Origin of the sequence: Vibrio sp. ABG19 (assembly GCF_029962385.1) — a bacterium.
Taxonomy (GTDB): Bacteria; Pseudomonadota; Gammaproteobacteria; order Enterobacterales; family Vibrionaceae; genus Vibrio; species Vibrio ostreae.
In genome coordinates this window covers 1,160,545-1,181,479 of sequence record NZ_CP071708.1, presented here as the reverse complement: position 1 = coordinate 1,181,479, position 20,935 = coordinate 1,160,545, and the positions used below count along the sequence as shown (strand labels likewise).

General features: G+C 55.1%; 18 protein-coding genes. 10 read left to right on the top strand and 8 right to left on the bottom strand.

Features of this window, described 5'->3' with window-relative positions:
- Positions 1–32: 32 nt before the first annotated feature.
- The 7 genes from yjfF to J0X00_RS11610 form a co-directional block, all read right to left on the bottom strand.
- Positions 33–1,022 (bottom strand): galactofuranose ABC transporter, permease protein YjfF, encoded by a 990-nt coding sequence (gene yjfF / locus J0X00_RS11640; protein WP_282478092.1) that lies wholly within the window; start codon positions 1,020–1,022, stop codon positions 33–35.
- A complete protein-coding gene (ytfT, locus tag J0X00_RS11635; RefSeq protein ID WP_282478091.1) occupies positions 1,019–2,035 on the bottom strand; it encodes a galactofuranose ABC transporter, ATP-binding protein YtfT in 1,017 nt (338 codons plus the stop codon). The genes yjfF and ytfT overlap by 4 nt, the downstream gene beginning before the upstream one ends.
- 10 nt (positions 2,036–2,045) lie before the next feature.
- Positions 2,046–3,551: a galactofuranose ABC transporter, ATP-binding protein YtfR gene (gene ytfR, locus J0X00_RS11630; protein WP_282478090.1), complete on the bottom strand. Its 1,506-nt coding sequence runs from the start codon at positions 3,549–3,551 to the stop codon at positions 2,046–2,048.
- A gap of 111 nt (positions 3,552–3,662) precedes the next feature.
- Complete coding sequence (ytfQ, locus tag J0X00_RS11625) at positions 3,663–4,622, bottom strand: galactofuranose ABC transporter, galactofuranose-binding protein YtfQ (RefSeq protein WP_136487285.1); 960 nt, start codon at positions 4,620–4,622, stop codon at positions 3,663–3,665.
- Positions 4,623–4,970: 348 nt separating this feature from the next.
- On the bottom strand, positions 4,971–5,957 hold the full coding sequence (araH, locus tag J0X00_RS11620; RefSeq protein ID WP_136487286.1) for an L-arabinose ABC transporter permease AraH: 987 nt from the start codon (positions 5,955–5,957) through the stop codon (positions 4,971–4,973).
- 17 nt (positions 5,958–5,974) lie between these two features.
- Entirely contained in the window at positions 5,975–7,489 is a 1,515-nt protein-coding gene (gene araG / locus J0X00_RS11615; protein ID WP_136487287.1) for an L-arabinose ABC transporter ATP-binding protein AraG, read from the bottom strand.
- 76 nt (positions 7,490–7,565) lie between these two features.
- Positions 7,566–8,564: an arabinose ABC transporter substrate-binding protein gene (locus J0X00_RS11610; RefSeq protein ID WP_282478089.1), complete on the bottom strand. Its 999-nt coding sequence runs from the start codon at positions 8,562–8,564 to the stop codon at positions 7,566–7,568.
- Positions 8,565–8,925: 361 nt separating this feature from the next.
- Between J0X00_RS11610 and J0X00_RS11605 the strand changes: the two genes are divergently transcribed.
- The 6 genes from J0X00_RS11605 to J0X00_RS11580 all read left to right on the top strand — a co-directional run bounded on the left by J0X00_RS11605 (position 8,926) and on the right by J0X00_RS11580 (position 15,303).
- The gene (locus tag J0X00_RS11605; protein ID WP_282478088.1) at positions 8,926–10,620 is read left to right on the top strand and encodes a ribulokinase; all 1,695 of its coding nucleotides are present in this window, start codon (positions 8,926–8,928) and stop codon (positions 10,618–10,620) included.
- Between the two features lies 1 nt (position 10,621).
- Positions 10,622–11,371 (top strand): L-ribulose-5-phosphate 4-epimerase, encoded by a 750-nt coding sequence (locus J0X00_RS11600; protein ID WP_282478087.1) that lies wholly within the window; start codon positions 10,622–10,624, stop codon positions 11,369–11,371.
- 13 nt (positions 11,372–11,384) lie between these two features.
- Positions 11,385–12,887 (top strand): L-arabinose isomerase, encoded by a 1,503-nt coding sequence (gene araA, locus J0X00_RS11595; RefSeq protein ID WP_282478086.1) that lies wholly within the window; start codon positions 11,385–11,387, stop codon positions 12,885–12,887.
- A gap of 57 nt (positions 12,888–12,944) precedes the next feature.
- Positions 12,945–13,487, top strand: coding sequence for a hypothetical protein (locus J0X00_RS11590; RefSeq protein WP_282478085.1), 543 nt, complete (start codon positions 12,945–12,947; stop codon positions 13,485–13,487).
- Positions 13,488–13,552: 65 nt separating this feature from the next.
- Positions 13,553–14,392 carry an arabinose operon transcriptional regulator AraC gene (gene araC, locus J0X00_RS11585; RefSeq protein ID WP_136487293.1) on the top strand — a complete coding sequence of 280 codons (840 nt, stop codon included), beginning with the start codon at positions 13,553–13,555 and terminating at the stop codon, positions 14,390–14,392.
- An 80-nt stretch (positions 14,393–14,472) separates the two neighbouring features.
- Entirely contained in the window at positions 14,473–15,303 is an 831-nt protein-coding gene (locus J0X00_RS11580; protein WP_282478084.1) for an HDOD domain-containing protein, read from the top strand.
- Here the strand turns inward: J0X00_RS11580 and J0X00_RS11575 are convergent.
- Positions 15,300–16,205 carry a DMT family transporter gene (locus tag J0X00_RS11575; protein ID WP_282478083.1) on the bottom strand — a complete coding sequence of 302 codons (906 nt, stop codon included), beginning with the start codon at positions 16,203–16,205 and terminating at the stop codon, positions 15,300–15,302. The two genes, J0X00_RS11580 and J0X00_RS11575, sit on opposite strands and share 4 nt — an antisense overlap.
- A 127-nt stretch (positions 16,206–16,332) precedes the next feature.
- Here J0X00_RS11575 and rmuC point away from each other — a divergent pair, with 127 nt between their 5' ends.
- From rmuC to ubiB, 4 genes are read left to right on the top strand one after another with little or no spacing between them, the layout of a single operon-like run.
- Complete coding sequence (rmuC, locus tag J0X00_RS11570; protein WP_218562586.1) at positions 16,333–17,856, top strand: DNA recombination protein RmuC; 1,524 nt, start codon at positions 16,333–16,335, stop codon at positions 17,854–17,856.
- A gap of 48 nt (positions 17,857–17,904) precedes the next feature.
- Positions 17,905–18,684, top strand: coding sequence for a bifunctional demethylmenaquinone methyltransferase/2-methoxy-6-polyprenyl-1,4-benzoquinol methylase UbiE (gene ubiE, locus J0X00_RS11565; protein WP_136487297.1), 780 nt, complete (start codon positions 17,905–17,907; stop codon positions 18,682–18,684).
- Positions 18,685–18,693: 9 nt separating this feature from the next.
- A complete protein-coding gene (locus J0X00_RS11560; RefSeq protein ID WP_136487298.1) occupies positions 18,694–19,299 on the top strand; it encodes an SCP2 domain-containing protein in 606 nt (201 codons plus the stop codon).
- On the top strand, positions 19,296–20,930 hold the full coding sequence (gene ubiB, locus J0X00_RS11555; protein ID WP_282478082.1) for a ubiquinone biosynthesis regulatory protein kinase UbiB: 1,635 nt from the start codon (positions 19,296–19,298) through the stop codon (positions 20,928–20,930). Before J0X00_RS11560 ends, ubiB begins: the two co-directional genes overlap by 4 nt.
- Positions 20,931–20,935 lie beyond the last annotated feature (5 nt).

Here is a 20,935-nt window from a genome sequence, read left to right as displayed (position 1 = left end):
GCCGGGATGGGTCCTCTCCGGCGGCTTTGTTTTTATCCGCCGCTGAGCGCAGCGTTGCTGAGGTGACGGCGCCGCTCGCTCATTACCAGCAGCAGACGTTGCAGGGCAATAAAGCTGAACAGCAGAATCCCGACAATGATTTTGGTCCACCACGAGCTTAAGGTGCCATCAAAGGTAATGTAGGTCTGAATCAGGCCCTGAATTAACACGCCAAACAGCGAACCAAACACCGTGCCCACGCCGCCTGACAGCAGCGTGCCGCCAATCACCACGGCGGCAATCGCATCCAGTTCGACACCGACCGCCGCCAGCGGGTAACCCGCTGAGGTATAGATGGAAAACACTATTCCGGCGCAGGTGGCGAGAAAGGTCGACAGCATATAAATACCGACGGTTGTGCGTCTGACCGGCACCCCCATCAGGGCGGCAGACGCTGCATTACCGCCGACGGCATAGACGTTATTGCCAAAGCGGGTGCGGTGCGCCAGCAGGATACCGGCGACTACGATCACCAGCATCACCACCGCCATCAGACTAAGCCGGCCGCCGCCGGCAATATGCCAGGCACTGCGTGATAACTCGCGGTACACCGGGTGCTCAATCGGCAGCGACTGCTCAGAAATCAGGAAACTGACCCCGCGCAGGAAAAACATCCCGGCCAGAGTAACAATAAAAGCCGGGATCTTGAGAGCGTCGATCACCCAGCCCATCAGGCCGCCAAACAGCGCGCCCAGCACCAGCACCAGCCCCATGGCCAGATACGGATGCAGGCCCCAGTCTCCGATCACAGTGGCGAGAAATACCCCGCTGAAGGCTACCACCGAGCCGACCGACAAATCGATACCGCCGGATAAGATCACAAATGTCATACCTACGGCGAGAATGCCGAGAAAGGCATTGTCAGTCAGAATGTTACAGATGACCCGGGTGGACAGAAAGGCCGGAAATTCCACCATGCAGTACAGGTAACCGAGCAGAAACACACCAATGGTGATTAACAGCGGAAAATGACGTTGCATCATGATGATTTCCTCTTTAGCAGCTGCAGCACCGCCGGTGATTGCAGTATCAGCACGGTGAGTACCACCATGGCTTTGACAATGTGATTCCATTGCGGCTGATAACCGGACAGCAGAATTCCGGTGTTAATACTCTGGATAATGAAGGCGCCAACCAGGGTTAGCAGCAGGTTGAAACGTCCGCCCATCAGCGCGGTGCCGCCAATCACTACCGCCAGAATGGCATCCATTTCCAGCCACAGACCGGCGTTATTGGCGTCCGCGCCGCGAATATCCGCTGCGACGATAATGCCGGCCACGGCAGCCATGACGCCGCTCAGCATATAGACAGACATCACGATCGCCGGAGTATGGATACCGGCGTTTTTGGCGGCACGGATATTGATACCTACCGATTCGATAAACAGACCGAGCGCGGTTTTTTTGGTCAGAGCCCACAATGCCAGGGTACTCAGTAGCAGCAGTATAATTGGCGTTGGCAGATAGAGCAGCGAGCCGCTGCCAAACCAGGCCAGGCTGGTATTACTGAAGGTGACAATCTGGCCTTCGGTGATGAGCTGGGCCACGCCGCGCCCGGCCACCATCAGGATCAGGGTAGCGACGATTGGTTGGATTTTGCAGATCGCGACCAGAAAGCCGTTCCACAATCCGCATGCGACACCGGACAGCAGGGCGCAGAGTAGAATGGTGCCCGGTGCATAGCCCTGCTGTGCCATGCTGGCCAGCACAGCGCCGCTGATCGCCATCACCGCACCGACCGAGAGATCAATCCCGCCGGTGGCGATGACCAGGGTCATGCCCAGTGCCAGCAGGGCGACCGGCGCACCGCGATTAAAAATATCGATCACGCTGCCAAACAGACGGCCATCCTGAATATGAATGGAGAAAAAGTTATCGGCGATCAGGGCATTGATAACAAACAGCAGTGCCAGCGCTGCCAATTGCGGTGTGCCTTTGGGCAGCGAGCCGGAGCGGTGGCGCTGCTTGCCCAGCGCCGGGGTATTGAGAATGGTCATAACGTCTTCCTTACAGCGCGATAGCTTGCATAATGGCCGGTACAGAGAGATCCGCGGTGGGGATTTCCGCCACCTGACGCCGGTCTTTCAGCACCAGCACCCGATCGGCATAACCGACCAGCTCTTCCAGCTCGGAAGAGATCACCAGCAGGGCGAGGCCGTTGGCACACAGGCTCTCAATCAGACGGATGATTTCGGCGTGGGCACCGACATCGATGCCGCGGGTCGGCTCATCCAGGATCAGAAACCTGGGTTTGGTCAGCAGCCAGCGTGCCAGCAGCACTTTTTGCTGGTTGCCGCCGGAGAGAAACTCAATCGGTTGCTCAATATCCGGGGTTTTAATCTCCAGCTGGCGCACAAAACGCTGTGCGATAGCGTCCTGCTCTTTGCGCGGCACCGGCTTGAACCAGCCACGCTGCGCCTGCAGGGCGAGAATAATGTTTTCCCGCACGGAAGCGGCACCTATGATGCCATCGGTTTTGCGATCCTCCGGACAGTAGCCAAAACCGAGTTGCGCGGCGTGGCGGGCAGAGCGGATGGCAACCGGCTGGCCTTTCAGACGACATTCGCCACTGTCGCTGCGCTCGATACCGAAAATAACCTGCGCCGTTTCAGTGCGGCCTGAGCCGAGCAAGCCGGCCAGGCCGACGATTTCACCGGCATGCACTTTGAGGTCAAACGGGGCGATACAGCCCTGTTTGCCAAATTGGTCAAACTCCACCACAGGTTCATCACTGAGACGGGTTTTACCGGCCCGGTGCAGAGCACTCTGGTCGAGCTCGCGCCCCAGCATCATTTTCACCAGCTCCAGCTGGGGCAGTTGAGCGGTGTCTCGGGTGCCGACCAGCTGACCGTTACGCAGCACGGTAATGCGGTCGCTGATCTCATACACCTGATCGAGAAAATGGGTAATAAACACCAGGCTGATACCACGTTGTTTCAACTGGCGCATGATGGCAAACAGCATGGCGACTTCGTTGCTGTCCAGACTGGCGGTGGGTTCATCGAGGATGAGTATCTTGGCTGACAGTGAGATGGCGCGTGCGATGGCGATCACCTGCTGGATAGCGACCGAAAAATGATTAAGCGGCTGGCTGACATCGATATCGAGCCCGTAACTGCGAACAATATCGTGCGCTTCTCTGGCCATCGTGCGGCGATCGACCAGGCCCCATTTACGCGGTTCATTGCCGATAAACAGGTTGTCCATCACCGTCATATTGGGCAGCAGGTTGACCTCCTGATACACGGTGCCGATCCCCAGTTGCTGGGCATGGGCTGTGTTGTGCGGTGTGATGGTCTCGCCATCGAGTTCCACTGTGCCGCCGTCGCGTTGATAGACGCCGGTCAGGGTTTTCACCAGGGTCGATTTACCGGCGCCATTTTCGCCCAGTAGAGCCATGATCTCGCCCCGCTGCAGGGTGAAATCCACCTTATCCAGTGCTTTCACTCCGGGAAAATATTTGCATATCCCGCGTGCACTGAGCAGCGTTGGTGATTGGTGTGCTAAAGACATAATCGCTCCCGAAGGTGCCCGTTGGGCCGGGCACCGCTGAATCTGTCACTCACGCTGAGCGTGAGTGACTTGGATAAGCCAGTTATTCAGATCTGTGATGACGACATCCAATCAGTAGCCCAGATCTTGTTTCAGCTCCAGTTGCGACTGGGCGTCATCCGGCAGGTACAGCTTGGACTCGGTAACGATTTTCTTCGGCGGGACAGTGCCCTTGTCTTTCAGGGCGATCAGGGCATCGAAGGCGGGACCGGCCATGTTCGGCGTCAGCTCGACGGTGGCGTTGGCCTCGCCGTTAAGCATGGCCTTGAAGATGTCCGGCACCGCATCAATGGAGACAATGACGATATCGCTGCCCGGTTTGAGGCCGGCTTCTTTAATCGCCTGAATGGCGCCGATCGCCATGTCGTCATTGTGAGCAAACACCGCGCAGATGTTCTTGCCGTTATTTTCCGCTTTGATGAAACTCTCCATCACCTCTTTGCCCTTGCTACGGGTAAATTCACCGGACTGGGTACGGACTATCTGCACGTTGTCAGCCTGTTTCAGCGCCTCGGCAAAGCCCTGTTTACGGTCAATCGCCACGCTGGCGCCGACGGTGCCCTGCAGTTCAACCACGTTACAGGCTTGGCTGCCGACTTTATCAATCAGCCATTGACCGGCGACTTTGCCTTCCAGCACGTTGTCAGCGGTGATAGCGGTGGTATAGAGCGAGTCATCCTCTACGCTGATGCCGCGGTCGAGCAGAAAGACCGGAATATCATAGTCACGGGCTTCTTCCAGGACCGGTCCCCAGCCCGTCTGCACCACTGGGGCGATAAAGATGGCATCCACGCCCTGGGCGATGAACGAACGGACCGCTTTGATCTGATTTTCCTGTTTTTGCTGTGCATCAGCAATTTTGAGGTTAATACCGCGTTTTTCTGCTTCTGCTTTGGAAACGGCGGTTTCGGCGGCTCGCCAACCGGATTCAGAACCAATTTGTGAGAAGCCGACGGTAAGGGTGTTGGCCAGCAGTGAACCGGACATCAGTACCGCACTGACGGAGGCAGCTAAAGAGAGTTTTTTTAACATGATTTATTCCCTATCTTGTTGATTTTTTGTTTCACTCTCGGAGTAGACGTATGGCTTTTAGCTATCTGGCGCTGGAATTTTAGAGTGTGTTATCAGCGGGTCAGATATGAGAGTGAGTTAATAATAGGTTGATCAATTGTTAAGCAGCTAGAGCTCGGTCACAGAAAGGTTTTGCCAGCAAATATGTCCATTTTATTAGCATTATTGCGCAGTTTGGCGGGTATTCGCCGCCATTTCGCAGCGAGTCGTGACCACAGGGCGGACTGAAGGGCATGAATGAGAAGCGGCGCATAAAAAAGCCTCCTTATTGCAGGCAATAAGGAGGCAAAACAGCAGAAAGTTCCCCACTTACTGCGATTTCTGTTTATAGCGGTCAAAAATAACGGCTGCCAGCAGAATTGCGCCGCGCACGACGTATTGGGCAAACGGTGACATATTGAGCAGGTTCATGGCATTCTCAACCGTGCCCAGGATCAGCACCCCGGCAATCACATAAGAGACTTTACCTATGCCGCCTTTGAGCGATACGCCACCCAGGACACAGGCTGAAATTACCACCAGTTCGAAACCGACTGAGGTCATCGGCTGACCACTGGTCATGCGCGCTGCCAGAATCACCCCGGCCAGCGCCGAGATAAAGCCGGACACGGTGAAGATGATCATCTTGGTTTTGACCACGTTGACGCCGGCCAGACGGGCCGCTTCTTCGTTACCACCAATGGCCAGGGTGTTACGGCCATACACGGTGCGGTTGAGCAGGAAAGCAAACACCGCGAAGGTCACTATGGTCAGCCAGATCGGGGTCGGGATACCGAGCAGGGATGAGTTCCCCAGGGCAAAGAAGCTCTCTTCGGTAATGCCGACCGCTTTTCCGTCGGAGATGATGTAGCCCAGACCGCGCGCGATTTGCATCGTCGCCAGGGTGGTGATCAGCGCGTTAATCTGCAGTTTGGCAATCACAAACCCGTTCAGCAGGCCAAACAGCACGCCGGACAACAGACCGGCTCCGACGCCGAGCACCACGCTGCTGGTGGCGTTGATCGCCACCGCCGTTACCACGCCGGAGCAGGCAATGACCGAAGCCACGGACAGATCGAGATCGCCACAGGCGAGACAAAACAGCATGGCACAGGCCACCATCCCGCTCATGGAGATAGCCAGGCCGAGGCCTTTCATATTGATGAAGGTAGCAAAGTAGGGCACAAACAGCGCGCAGAGCAGAAACAGGCCGGCAAACACGATCAGCATGCCGAATTTGTCCCAGATCTTGGCGAAGTTAAAACTTGAGCGGCCAGGCTCGCTATCGATCACTTTGGTAGGGTTGGATAAAGACATAATATTCTTCCTCAGGATTAAGCTGCGACAGCTTCATTGCCCAGCATCGCCAGACGCAGGGCCGCTTGTTCATTAAACTCGTCCCGCTGCAGTTCACCGCTCACGGCACCATCTTTCATCACCAGCAGGCGGTCGGAAATGCCAAGTACTTCCGGTAAGTCGCTGGATACCACCAGTACCGTGACGCCGTTTTCAGCCAGCTTAAAAATCAGTTCATAAATTTCCGACTTGGCACCGACATCGATACCTCGAGTCGGTTCATCGAGCAGGATCACGCTCATTGCCGTCGATAACCAGCGGCCGAGAATCACTTTCTGCTGGTTGCCACCCGACAGTTTGCCGATCGGTTGCTCGAGTGATGAGGCTTTGACATTGAGTGCCTCTTTCTGTGTCTGTGCGTTGCGTTTTTCCCATTCAAAGTCGATCAGGCTGTTGAATTTCAGGTACCAGGGGCGGGCACTGATGTTGGTGTTTTCCTGGACTGACATGATAGGGACGATGCCGTCCGCTTTACGGTCTTCCGAGCACAGGGTGATACCGGCGCGAATCGCATCCTGCGGGGTTTTGATACCGATTTTGACATCATGCAGGTAGAGATCACCGCCTGTTGCGCGTTCAGCGCCGAAAATCAGCCGGGTCAGTTCGGTACGTCCCGCTCCCACCAGACCAAACAGGCCGAGGATTTCCCCCTGTTTGATGTCGAGCGAGACTGGCGCGCTCAGCCCCGGGCCCTGGAAATTTTCGATGCGTAATCCGCTCTGGCCATGTTGGCGTCCCCGGTAGTTATAGATGTCGTTGATTTCCCGGCCCACCATCAGCTCAACCAGGCGATCGTGGCTCAGTTCGCTGAGGTCATCAAAGGTCTGCACGTGAGTACCGTCTTTAAAAATGGTGAGCGCATCGCACAGATCAAAGATCTCTTCCATACGGTGCGAGACATATAAAATGATTTTGCCGTCATCACGCAGTTCGCGAATCACCTTAAACAGGTTTTTAATTTCCCGTTGTGACAGGCTGCTGGTTGGTTCGTCAAAGGCGATGATTTGCGCGTTGCGGCTCAGCGCTTTGGCGATCTCAACCATCTGCCACTGACCAATCGAAAACTCTTTCAGCGGCCGCGATGGGTCAAAGGTTTCACCCAGACGTTCGAGCTGCACCCGCGCGTTACGGTTGAGGGTGTCATTATCCACCCGGCCATTCTTAGTCGGCAACTGACCGAGGTAGATGTTTTCCGCCACACTCAGTTCCGGCACCAGGTTGAGTTCCTGATAAATGATCGCGATGCCTTGTTCCAGCGCATCATTGGTGGAGTCAAACAGGTGCTCCTTGCCATCGATCGCCAGGTGACCGTCGGTTGGTTTATGGAACCCGCTCAAGGTTTTCAGTAACGTCGATTTTCCGGCGCCGTTTTCGCCCATCAGAGCATGCACGCTGCCGGCATTGGCGCGGAAGCTGATATTACTCAGAGCTTTAACTCCGGGGAAATGCTTGGAAATGTTACGAAATTCGAGATAAGAGGGGGACTTCGCCATAACGTTTTCTCCGTTTAATCCTTTCTCTCCGTGGAATCCGGTGGCGACCGAAAGGCGGTCGCCACCCTGCAGGGACTTACAGGCCTTTTTTCGCCAGTTCGTCACGGAAGTTGTCGCGCGTGATCAGGACCACATCGGTGACTTCGACGAATTTTTTCGGTTCAACACCGTCTTTGACCCACTTGTACAGCGATTCAATACTTTGATAGCCGTGCACGTCCGGGCTTGGCAGCAGAGAGCCATAGAAGCCGGTCGGTTGAGATTTAGCCAGTTCGTTGACGGCATCCACACCGTTGATACCGATACCGATCACGTTGTCGGCACCAAAGCCCTGGCCTTCAGTGGCGCGAATGCCACCCAGTACTGTGTTGTCGTTCATGCCGACCACCAGCCACTGTTTCACGTCCGGGTATTGCACCAGCAGTGAGTTGGCCGCATCCAGTGCACCAGGAATGTCATTGGTTTTGGTTGGGACGCGGTAGATTTGTCCGGCCGGGAACCCAGCCGCTTTCAGTGCGGAAATTGAACCATCTACGCGGCGGCGCGCGGTATCGAGTTCATCGGCAGTAATTGCCATTACACCGGTCGTGGTGGCATCCCAGCCACGTTTGGTCATTTCGTTATACAGCTCCTGACCCTGGCGCTCACCGATGGCCGTTGCTGCCATCATCACCAGCGGCACGTCCGTCATCGGCTGGCCTTTGGCGTTAAGAAACTGGTCGTCGACCGTGACCACTTTAAGGTCATAGCTTTTCGCTTTGGCCATGATGGCCGGACCCAGTTTTGGATCCGGCGTGCAAATCACAAAACCTTTCGCGCCTTGTGCGGCCAGGGTATCGATGGCGTTAAGGGTTTTCTCGCCATCCGGCACCGCCATTTTGACCACTTCAAAACCGAGATCTTTGCCCGCTTGTTCGGCGAACGACCACTCAGTCTGGAACCAGGGTTCTTCCGGCTGTTTAACCAGATAACCAAGCCGCAATTCATCATCCGAACCGAAGAACGCATTGGCAGAAGCACTTAACAAGGTCAATCCACTGAGGACTGCGGTAGAGAGTAGGGTTTTTAGTTTCATTGTTATTCCATCCGCTGGTAGGGGTTTGTTTCGCTATCCATAGTTGAGGATTCCGCGCCAGGTTGAAGTGACCAAAATCACACCTAAAGATTGTAGCAATTTTGTCCATTTATTTAGCGGGAGGGAACATGATGCGGATCTCAGTTGCCAGCTTATGGTGCGAAATTGGCGCTCTGACAGGCTGAAAATCACGGCATTTGCGCACTATTGGTGAGCTTTTTATCGCTTGCCCTTTTTTTAAACAACAGCACGCTTTTATCTATGTGGCGTTTTTATCCATATATCTAGCGGTCGTGGTCATGGTTGCCGCAGCGTAGCGGAGTTATAACAAAATAAAAATCCCACCCTACATGGAGTTGTTATGGAGCATTTTGCTACTCAGCCTGCGTATGTCATCGGTCTTGATTTTGGCTCGGACTCGGTACGTGCCTTACTGGTTAACGCGACCAGTGGCGAAGAGGTGGCCTCCGGTGTCACTTATTATCCGCGCTGGATGCAGGGCCTGTATAACCAGCCGGAACAGTCTCAGTTTCGCCATCACCCGCGAGATTATATTGAAGCGATGACGAGCGCGGTGCAGGCAGCGTTGGCCGCTCAACCGGCCGCCGTGCGCCAGGCGGTGGTTGGTATCGGCGTGGACACCACAGGTTCCACGCCGGCGCCGATTGATGCAGATGGCAATGTGCTGGCGCTGCTGCCGGAGTTTGAGCACAACCCGCATGCGATGTTTATTTTGTGGAAAGACCACACCTCGGTGGCCAAAGCGGAGCGCATCAACCAGCTGGCACATAGCGGTGATTTTACCGATTACACCAAATACATCGGCGGCATCTACTCCTCGGAATGGTTCTGGGCCAAAGCCGCCTGGGTCAGTGAGCAGGATGCGGCGGTCGCAGCCCGGGCGCACAGCTGGGTTGAACTGTGTGACTGGATTCCTGCCTTGCTGAGCGGTAACCAACATCCCGATACGCTGCGGCGCGGTATTTGTGCCGCCGGACACAAGGCGATGTGGCACGACAGCTGGGGCGGTCTGCCGGATCAGGTGTTCTTGTCGGCGATTTCACCCACGCTGGATGGCATGCGCGCGCGCATGTTCAGTCAGGTTTATACCGCTGAGCAGCAGGCCGGGCAACTGAGTACGCAATGGGCGGAAACGCTGGGCCTGCCGGCCGGGATTGCTGTGGCCGTCGGTGAGTTTGACTGTCACATGGGCGCGGTTGGTGCCGGCGCCGGCGCGAATGACTTGGTTAAGGTGATTGGTACCTCAACCTGCGACATTTTAATGGTCGATGCCGGAGACGTTGGCGAGCGCACCATTCATGGTATCTGCGGTCAGGTCAAAGGCAGTGCACTGCCCGCGCTGATGGCACTTGAAGCCGGTCAGTCGGCCTTTGGTGACATTTATGCCTGGCTGAAACGGGTCCTGTTGTGGCCACTGCAGAGCTTCGCAGCACAGCACCCCGGGGCGCAGCAAACCCTGGATGAACTGGAGCAAGCGCTGATCCCTATGCTGTCTGATGCGGCGGCGCAGTATCAGTTTAATCCGCATTCACCACTGGCAATGGACTGGCACAACGGTCGCCGCACGCCTTATGCCAACCAGCGCCTCAAAGGTGCGCTGGCTGACCTTAATCTTGGCTCGGAAGCGCCGGCTTTGTTCGCGGCGCTGGTGGAGTCCACCGCGCACGGTGCCAAAGCCATCGTGGATTGTTTTGTCGATCAGGGCGTAGACGTGGCGCGGGTGATTGCCATTGGCGGTATCTCGCAAAAATCACCCTATGTGATGCAGATGTGTGCCGATGTGATCGGACGTGAGATTGCTGTGGTGCGTTCAGAGCAGTGCTGCGCGCTGGGGGCGGCGATATTTGCGGCGGTCGCGGCCGGGGTATACGCCGATGCGCAGCAGGCGCAACAGGTCATGGCGAGCCCAATCAGTGCCGTGTATCAGCCGGACCCTGAGTTGCAGGCGCTGCGCGCCCGTCGTTATCAGGGCTATCGTCAGTTAGGTCAGCACCTGGAGCAGCTGGCGGAATTTCATCAAGCGCAGGAGCAATAACATGACTCAACAGGCAACTCTCAATCCGGTGCGCCCGCAGGCTGAGCGTCTGCGTAAGCTGCGCAACGAGGTGTGGCAGGCCAATCTGGATCTGCAGCGCCACAATCTGGTGACATTCACCTGGGGCAATGTGTCCGCGATTGACCGCGAATCCGGCTTGGTGGTGATTAAGCCGAGCGGTGTGGCGTATGAAGATCTCAGCGCTGACAACATGGTGGTGGTCAACCTGGCTGGTGACATTGTTGAGGGAGAATTGAATCCGTCTTCCGACACGGCGACGCATCTGGTGCTGTACCGCACCTATGCACACATCGGCGGTGTGGTGCACACCCATTCACCGCATGCCACGGCCTGGGCTCAGGCAGGTAAGGCCATTCCGGCGCTGGGCACCACGCATGCGGATTACTTCTACGGCAGTATTCCCTGTACCCGCGCGCTGTCGAACGCAGAAATTGCCAGCGATTACGAACTCAATACCGGTCTGGTGATGGTGGAAACCCTGGCAGACCAGGATCCGATGGCGACACCGGGCATGATCGTCAAAGAACATGGCCCGTTCAGTTGGGGCAAAGATGCCCACCAGGCGGTGCATAACGCCGTGGTGATGGAAGTGGTGGCGTCGATGGCGCTGCAGACACTGCAGATCAATCCGGCGGTGGAATACATCAATCAGGCATTGCTCGACAAACATTACCTCCGCAAACACGGCGCCAATGCCTATTACGGCCAGGCCGACAGTCATAAAAAATAAGCAGGGAAATAGAATGAAAGTATTTAACGATAAGCAAGTATGGTTTGTAACCGGCTCTCAGCATCTGTATGGCCCGAAAGTTTTGCAGCAAGTGGCCCAGGACAGCGCTCACATCGTGGCAGGGCTCAACGAGTCTGCGGCGATTTCGGTGCCTATGGTAGATAAAGGTACGGTGAAAACGCCGGACGAAATCCTCGCCGTGTGCCGCGCAGCCAATAACGATCCGGACTGTCTTGGCCTGGTGCTGTGGATGCATACCTTCTCACCGGCCAAAATGTGGATTGCCGGCCTGAGCCAGCTCAACAAGCCGTTTTTACACCTGCATACCCAGTTCAATGCCGCGTTGCCGTGGGATTCGATCGATATGAACTTCATGAACCTTAACCAGAGTGCACATGGTTGTCGGGAGTTCGGTTTCATCGGTACCCGGATGGATATTGACCGTAAAGTCGTGGTTGGTCACTGGCAGAATCCGCAGGTGCATGAGCAGATTGATGACTGGTGCCGCGCGGCGGTAGGTATCGCGGTCGGTCAAAGCCTGAAAGTGGCGCGTTTTGGTGATAATATGCGTCAGGTGGCAGTAACGGAAGGCAACAAGGTTTCGGCGCAGATTAAGTTTGGCTATGAAGTCAACGCTTACGGCCTGGGCGAACTGACCGAGGTTGTCGATGCCGTCTCCGAGGCGGATGTGGCACGTATGCTGGACGAATACGCGTCGAGCTATGCGATGGATGCGGCGCTGATCAATGACAGTGACCTGCGTAAGATTATGCAGCGTGAGGCCCGGCTGGAAATCGGCATGGAACGCTTCCTCACTTCCGTTGGCGCCAGTGCATTCACCAATACGTTCGAGAACCTGACCGGACTGGGATCGCTGCCGGGCCTGGCGACACAGCGCCTGATGGCGAAAGGCTTCGGTTACGGTGGCGAAGGCGACTGGAAAACGTCGGCCATGGTGCACATCATGAAGCAGATGGGTAAAGGCCGCCGTGGCGGCACTTCCTTTATGGAAGATTACACTTACCACTTTGGCGCGACCGATCAGGTGCTGGGCGCGCATATGCTGGAGGTGTGTCCGAGCATTGCCGCGGCGAAGCCTAAGCTGGAAATCCATCCGCACACTATCGGCCTGCGTTGTGATGTACCGCGCTTGTTGTTCAGTGGTGAGCAGGGACCTGCGCTCAATGTGTCGGTGATTGACCTCGGTAACCGCTTCCGCATGCTGGTCAACTGTCTCGACACGGTTGCGCCGCCACAAAGCCTGCCGCATCTGCCGGTCGCGCATGCCCTGTGGCAGCCTCTGCCGGATCTGCAAACCGCGGCGGCGGCCTGGATCCATGGCGGCGGCGCGCACCACAGTGCTTACAGCCAGGCAGTCAGCGTCGAGATGCTGAGCGACTACGCCGATATGCTGGGCATGGAAATGGTGCTTATCGACCAGCAGACCAATCTGCGTCAATTCAAGTCGGAGCTCAAAATGCAAAGTGTGTACTATCGCTTGGCTTCCGGCGTTTAAGTCGTCTGTCCCCTTTGCGTGCAGAGGGGACGCACAAGCACAAAGAGGTAATGCATAGTGAGCGTAGACGAGTCTTGTCGCGAACCCAGCTTTGATATTCATCATCAGTTGTGGACCCTGAGGGTGTCGACAGCCCGTCCGACAGAGTTTCAGCTCTATCACGCCGGGCAGATGCTCTATCAGGGACGACTGGAATTGACCAATAATGGTGAGCAGCTCGATCTGTCGGCGGCGGAGTGGAAATTTCGTCATCGTGCGGAGCGTATCGAGCAGTGGTGCCAGTGGCATCACAGTGACCGTTTGTCACTCAACATGAATTACTTCTTTCATCAGCAATCGGAGCAGCCAGCGGTGGTGATTGAGTATCTGGCGCGTAACAGCATTCCGACTCGGCTTGATATCCGCCATGTCATCCAGCCTGTCACTGCGCAGCCTTCGCCAATCGCGGCGGCCAGCCGTGAGTTACCGGCGCCGTCTTGCCAGCACTGGCAGCGTGCGCGGCATGGCCTGCCGAGTGATTTTATTCGTCAGGCGGCCAAAACCGATCTGTTTCGTGAAGCATTTTCTGCCACCCAGTGGATCGTATTGGAAAAAGTGTGAACTCAAAAATCGCCAAGCTAACAGGCAGCCCCTACACTAGGGAAAAATTCAGCAACTGTTGGTCTATGCAAACAACCGATCCTCTCAAACCTGGCTACAATTTCGATGCACACCTGGTGGCCGGGCTGACGCCGATCATTGAAGGCGATGAACTGGATTACACCATAGATCGTCCCGGCGGTATGAAGGGTTACATTATTAACATCACCAGCAAAGGCGAAGGCACAATCTTTTGCGGTGAACAGATGTTTCACGTGAAACCGGGCGATCTGCTGCTGTTTCCACCCAGCGCTAACCATTTCTATCATCGTAAAACCGACAGTGCATCCTGGTTCCATCGCTGGGTTTATTTCCGTCCGCGCGCGTTCTGGAATGACTGGTTGAGCTGGCAGGAAGAGCGTAACGGCGTGTTCCTGACTCAGGGGCTGGACGCGCAGACGATAGAGCATATCGAAAACCTGTTTGTCGATATTGAATATACCGCCAAGTCGGATATGCCGTATCGCGATGATTTGGCGATTAATCTGCTGGAGCAACTGCTGATCCGCTGTAAAACCGTGCAGCCGGATGTGGTGAGTAAACCGCTTGATCCGCGCATTATCCAGGCGATTAACTATATGACCCAGAACCTCAACCAGGATTTTACTCTGGAGGAGATCGCGGCCCACACCTGTTTGTCACCGTCCCGGCTTGGCCATCTGTTTCGTGATGAAATGAAGATGACCATTACCCAGTGGCGCGATGATCAGCGCATCAGCCGAGCCAAACAACTGTTAGTGACGACTCACTATTCAGTCAATCACATTGGCCGGATCGTCGGTTATTCCGATCCGCTCTATTTTTCACGGGTGTTCAAGCGTAAAGCTGGGGTCAGTCCGAAAATGTACCGCGAGCAAATTACCTGATAAATCTCTCATTATTGCCCTGCTGCCGCGCCGAAATCTGTCCTATAGTATTGCTGTTGGCTGCCACAAGGAGTGCAAGCATGAATCAAGAAGCCCTGATCTCCCGCCTCAATGAATTGCCCCGTATCGAGAGCATCCAGCAGGAACTGCTCAATATGGTTCATCGTGACAATGTCGATTTCAGTGATTTATCGCGCAAGATGTCGATGGATCAGGTACTCAGCGCCAGGGTGCTGCGGATGGCCAATTCGGCCCAGTTTGGCAACGCCGCAAGCAAAGGGGTATCGACCATCAGCGATGCCATTGTCCGCGTCGGCAGTGGTGCGGTGCGCACCCTGATCTCTTCTTCTGTGGTGTCAGGGGTGTTTCCGGCGCTGAAAACACTCAATATCAAAGACTACTGGTCGCATACATTTGAAATAGCCATGATCGCCAGCAAGCTGGCCAAACCGCTCAAACTGGATTCGAATGAGGCTTTTACCACCGGCGTTTTGCATAATATCGGTGAGCTGATGATTCACGCGCTGGAACCGACCAAGGCTGAACAGATTGAACAGCGAGTCCGTCAGGGGGAAAAAGCCAGTGAGGTGCAGCAGGAGTTGCTAGGGGTTGATGCACAACAGCTGGGGGCTCAGCTGGCGAAAGCGTGGAATTTTCCGCCTGAGATGGCGGATGCCATCGAGCATGTCAATCACCCTGGTCAGGCGGAGCAATCGAAACGTCTGGCGTGTGTGCTTTATCTGGCGCGCGATGTCCATCGCCGCTGGGATTCACTGTTTGATGCGCAGGAAAAACAGGCTTTTCTTGAGCGTCATCCGGCGGTGAAAGCACTTAAGCTTGACCCGCAGTGCTATGTCGTCATCGATCAGGTGCGCGGTCAGGGCGCTGAACTGGCCCATCAGTTGTTCTAGGCTTTTTCTGCCGCCAGTTTACTGCGTTTACGTTTGAACTGCTGAATAACCAGGCCGGTGATGATCAGAACCAGCCCGATCAGTGTGGTCGGGTGAATCTGTTCGTCGATGATGGTGGCGAGTAAAATCAGGGATACAAACGGCGAGACAAAAATCAGGTTGCTGATGCGGGCGGTATTATGGGTGTTTTTCAGTGCGCTCAGCCACAGCACAAAGGTAATGCCCATTTCAAACAGGCCGACGTAAGTGACCGCTGCCCAGCCGCTGGCGGTGATGGCGTTCCAGGCGGCGCCTTCATACAGGTTGATCGCAATCGCAAACGGGATGGCGATAACAAAGCCGAGCAGGACGCCGACCACAGGGTCAGCCTTGTTTTTGGTATTCAGAATCCAGTAGCCGGCCCACAGCAAGGTTGAGATCAGGGCCAGTCCGACGCCGAGCGGACTGTCAAACTGCAGACCCAGCACATCGCCTTTAGTGGCGATCACCACCACGCCGAAATAACTCAGTACGCAGGCAATCCAGTCCTGAACACGGATTTTCTGGCCGAGAAACAGCGCCGCCATCAAGGTCAGGGTGATGGCCCAGCTGTAGTTGATCGCCTGAGCCTGAGAGGCCGGCAGCAGGTCGTAGGCTTTGAACAGAATCAGATAGTAAGCGAGCGGGTTGATCAGGCCAAGCAGCAGGTAATAACCGGGGTTAGCAATCAGAGTCGGGACGATCAACTGGCGTTTACCCTGCCAGCAGCAGATGGCGAGCAGCGCCAGAGCCGAGACGATACAGGCCACGGTCAGCATCTGGATTGGCGTGAACTGGGCCAGGGTCAGCTTAAACGCGGTGGCGACGGTAGACCAGAGTAATACTGCACTCAGCCCTAATCCCAGGGCACGACCTTCATTCATACAAGTTTCCATTCCATGTTTGCTTAGTCGCTAGTCTAAGCGCGGAATAATGTGCCGACAAACTGGACATTTATCCAGTATCGAAATACTCTTTTTGTCAACAACCCAAAGTAAGTAAACCGTTATTATGCAATGGATTCTCGACAACCTGGAAGCCTGCCTGGCCGCACTGGGCGCCGCTGCCGTGTCTGGTCTGGCCGTCGGCTGGTGGGTCAAACAAAAATATCAGGTTCAGGCCCAGTTGCTGCAACAGCAACTGAGCAGCGAAGCGCGCTGGCATGAGCAGCAAATCACCCAGTTGCAACAATCACTCAGCAGTGCCCAGCAGGAGCTGGAACAGCTCGATCAGGAGCGTGATAAAGCGGAATTCGAATTACGCCAGTCACACGGCAAAATGATGGCGGTGCTGGAAAAATTGCGTTATTTCGAGGCGATTAAACAGGAACGGCAGCAATACAGCGATGAGCTGGGCCGGCTGCGGGAAGAAAAAGCGCAGCTTGAAGTGCAACTGCATGAACAACAGGCCCGTCATCAGCAGCAACTGGAATCGAGCCAGGAAAAACTGCAGCTGCTGGAGCGCGCCGAAGAGCGCCTCAAGCAGCAGTTTGAACAGCTGGCCAATCAGGTGTTTGAAGCCAAAACCGCCAAGGTGGATCAGCAGAACCGTCAGAGCCTGGATGGTTTGTTGTCACCACTGCGTGAGCAGCTGGACGGCTTTAAGCGCCAGGTGAATGACAGTTTTAACCAGGAAGCGAAAGAGCGCCATACGCTGGTGCATGAACTGCGTAATCTGCAGCGCCTCAATGAACAGATGGCCAAAGAAGCGCTCAACCTGACTCAGGCGCTGAAAGGTGATAATAAACAGCAGGGTAGCTGGGGCGAGGTGGTGCTGGCGCGGGTACTGGCGGAGTCCGGCCTGCGTGAAGGGCACGAATACCAGACCCAGGTCAGCCTGCAAAACGAGGCGGGTAGACGCTATCAGCCGGATGTGATTGTCCATCTGCCGCATGACAAACAGGTGGTGATTGACTCGAAAATGGCGCTGGTGGCTTACGAGCGTTACTTCCATGCCGAGACGGACGCGGAGCGCGATGTGGCGCTGCGCGATCACCTGCTGGCGCTGCGCAGTCACATCAAAGGGCTGGGGCAGAAGGATTATCATCAGCTCAAAGGCATTCAGAGCCTGGATTACGTATTAATGTTTATTCCGGTTGAGCCGGCGTTCCAGGTTGCGATTCAGGCTGACCCGAGTCTGGTCAAAGATGCGATGGAGCACAACATTATTCTGGTCAGCCCGACCACCTTGCTGGTGGCGCTGCGCACGATCGATAACCTGTGGCGTAACGACCGCCAGAACCAGAACGCCAAGCTCATTGCCGAGCGGGCCAGCCGCCTGTACGACAAGCTGCGTCTGTTTGTCGATGATATGGAAGGGCTGGGCGGTGCGTTGGATAAAGCCAACCAGAGTTATCAGGGCGCAATGAACAAACTGGCCAGTGGTCGTGGTAATGCGATTCGTCAGGCGGAGGGGTTTAAACAGCTCGGGGTGGAAGTCAAACGTTCTATCGGCCAGCAGTGGGTCGAAAAGGCTCAGCATGAAACAGATTTCGGGTTAGAAGAAAGACATCAAGCTGAGGATAAAGTAAACTAATCGCCGCAGTTGCAGTTTAGTCGTGAACACGGCTCAAGAGGAAACACAATGACGGATACCAGAGTGCAAACCAATACAGCAGAGAATCAAGAAACCACCCATTTCGGTTTTGAGACAGTAAAGACCGCGGAGAAAGCGACCAAAGTGGCCCAGGTATTCCACTCAGTGGCAGCCAAATACGACATGATGAATGACATGATGTCGGGGGGGATTCACCGTCTGTGGAAGCGCTTTACCATCGATTGTTCCGGCGCGCGTCCGGGGCAGCGTATTCTGGATCTGGGCGGTGGTACCGGTGACCTGACCGCAAAATTTTCCCGTATCGTGGGCGAACAAGGTCATGTGATCCTGGCCGATATCAACAACTCGATGCTCAATGTCGGCCGCGATAAGCTGCGTGACCGCGGTATTGTCGGCAACGTACATTATGTGCAGGCCAATGCAGAAGAACTGCCGTTTCCAGACAACTATTTTGACTGTATCACCATCAGTTTTTGTCTGCGTAACGTGACTGACAAAGACAAAGCGTTACGTTCTATGTACCGCGTACTCAAGCCGGGCGGTCGTCTGCTGGTACTGGAGTTCTCCAAACCTCTGCTCGATCCGCTGTCGAAAGTGTATGATGCTTACTCATTCCACATTCTGCCGAAGATGGGCCAGTTGATCGCTAACGACGCCGATAGCTACCGTTATCTGGCGGAGTCGATTCGTATGCACCCGGATCAGGAAACCCTGAAAGGAATGATGGAAGAGGCCGGTTTCGATAATGCCAGCTATTACAACCTGACTGGCGGGATTGTGGCTCTGCACCGCGGTTACAAATTCTAAGGACCGCTTATGCCGTTTGAACCTTTAGTTACGGCGGTGATCGAATCATCGCTTAATACTCTGATTCATGATGATCCTGAACTCGAACGCCGCCTTGCCCGCCTTAAGGGGCAGGTGATCCAGGTTCATCTCAAAGAACTGAATAAGACCCTGACCTTTATCTTCAGCCAGCAGATTGATGTGCTGGCTAACTATGAAGGTGAGCCGGACTGCTATCTGTCGCTCCACCTCTCGGTATTGCCTGAACTGCGTGAGCAGGCCAACATTACCCGTTTGATTAAACAGGACAAACTGGTGCTGGAAGGCGACATTCAGCTGGCGCAGAAATTCTCCCAACTGATGACCGACTGTAAGCCGGATCTTGAAGAATGGCTGTCACGTGTCACCGGTGATGTGGTTGCCCACGGTCTGGTGCAAGGGGTGAAAAATGTCGGCGCTGCATTGCATGCCCGGATCAGCAAACATCAGAATCACCTCGGCCAGGTGCTGACCGAAGAGTGGCGTGTCGCTCCGGCTGCGCTCGAGATCGCCCATTTCTGCGATCAGGTCGATGATGTCAAAAGTCAGGCTGCGCGCGTTGAAGCCCGTTTAGCCAAGTTGTTGGAACGAGTATGACCCTGGCCGAAGTAAAGCGTTTATACCGGATTATAAAAGTCCAGCTTGAGTATGGTCTGGACGAGTTCCTGCCTGATCATCAGTTGGCACGGGTGCCACGTCTGGCGCGTAAATCGATGTTCTGGATTCGTAACCAGCATGCGGATAAACCACTGGGTGAACGGCTGCGTCTCGCGCTGCAGGCGCTCGGACCGGTGTGGATCAAGTTCGGTCAGATGATGTCGACCCGACGTGACCTGTTCCCGCCGCATATTGCCGATCAGCTGGCCCTGTTGCAGGATAAAGTCGCGCCGTTTGATGGTGCACTGGCCAAGCAGCAGATGGAGAAAGCCCTCGGCGGGCCGCTGGAAACCTGGTTTGATGAGTTTGATATTGAACCGCTCGCCTCGGCCTCGATTGCCCAGGTACACACTGCCAAGCTCAAGTCCAATGGCCGCGAAGTGGTGCTGAAAGTGATTCGTCCGGATATTCGTCCGGTTATCAATGCCGATCTGAAACTGATGTACCGTCTGGCGCGTATTCTGGCCCGGGTTACACCGGAGGCTCGTCGTCTTAAGCCGGTAGAAGTGGTGCGTGAGTACGAAAAAACGCTGCTCGATGAACTGGACCTGCGCCGTGAAGCCGCCAATGCCATCCAGCTGCGGCGTAACTTCGAAGGCAGTGATGAACTGTACGTGCCGGAAATTATTACTGAGCTCAGTAATAAAACTGTCATGGTTTCTGAGCGAATATACGGCATCCAGGTTTCAGACGTTAGCCGTCTGCAGGCCAATGGTACCAATATGAAACTGTTGGCTGAGCGTGGTGTGACGGTGTTTTTCACCCAGGTTTTCCGCGACAGTTTTTTCCATGCCGATATGCATCCGGGTAATGTGTTTGTCAGCCCTGAGCATCCGGACAATCCGATGTGGATTGGTCTTGATTGCGGTATTGTCGGCACCTTGAATGCCGAAGATAAGCGCTATCTGGCCGAAAACTTCCTGGCGTTTTTCAACCGCGACTACCGTAAAGTTGCTCAGTTGCATGTTGACTCCGGTTGGGTTCCGCAGGATACCAATATCGATGAATTCGAAGTGGCGATTCGCATTGTGTGCGAACCGATTTTTGCCAAACCGCTGTGCGATATTTCGTTTGGCCATGTATTGCTGAATCTGTTCAACACTGCGCGTCGCTTCAATATGGAAGTGCAGCCGCAGCTGGTACTGCTCCAGAAAACGCTGCTCTACGTAGAAGGTTTAGGGCGTCAGTTGTATCCGCAACTCGACCTGTGGCAAACCGCCAAGCCGTTTCTGGAAAAATGGATGATGAACCAGGTCGGCCCGCAAGCGGTGGTGAATGCCATCAAAGAAAAAGCGCCGTTCTGGGCAGAAAAACTGCCTGAGTTGCCTGAGTTACTGTATGACAGTCTCAAGCAGGGCAAAAATTTGAATACCCGCATGGAGCAGTTTTACCAGGGCTACCGTGACAGTAAGCGCCAGCAGGCGACGGGTAAGTTTTTATTTGGTGTTGGCGCCACTTTAGTCGTATGCTCGGCAATATTGCTGTCCAGCCACTACGAGCAATGGGCGGCAGGCGGTGCGATTGCCGGCGTCGCATTTTGGCTGTTGAGTTGGCGAGCTTATCGTCAGTAGACGTT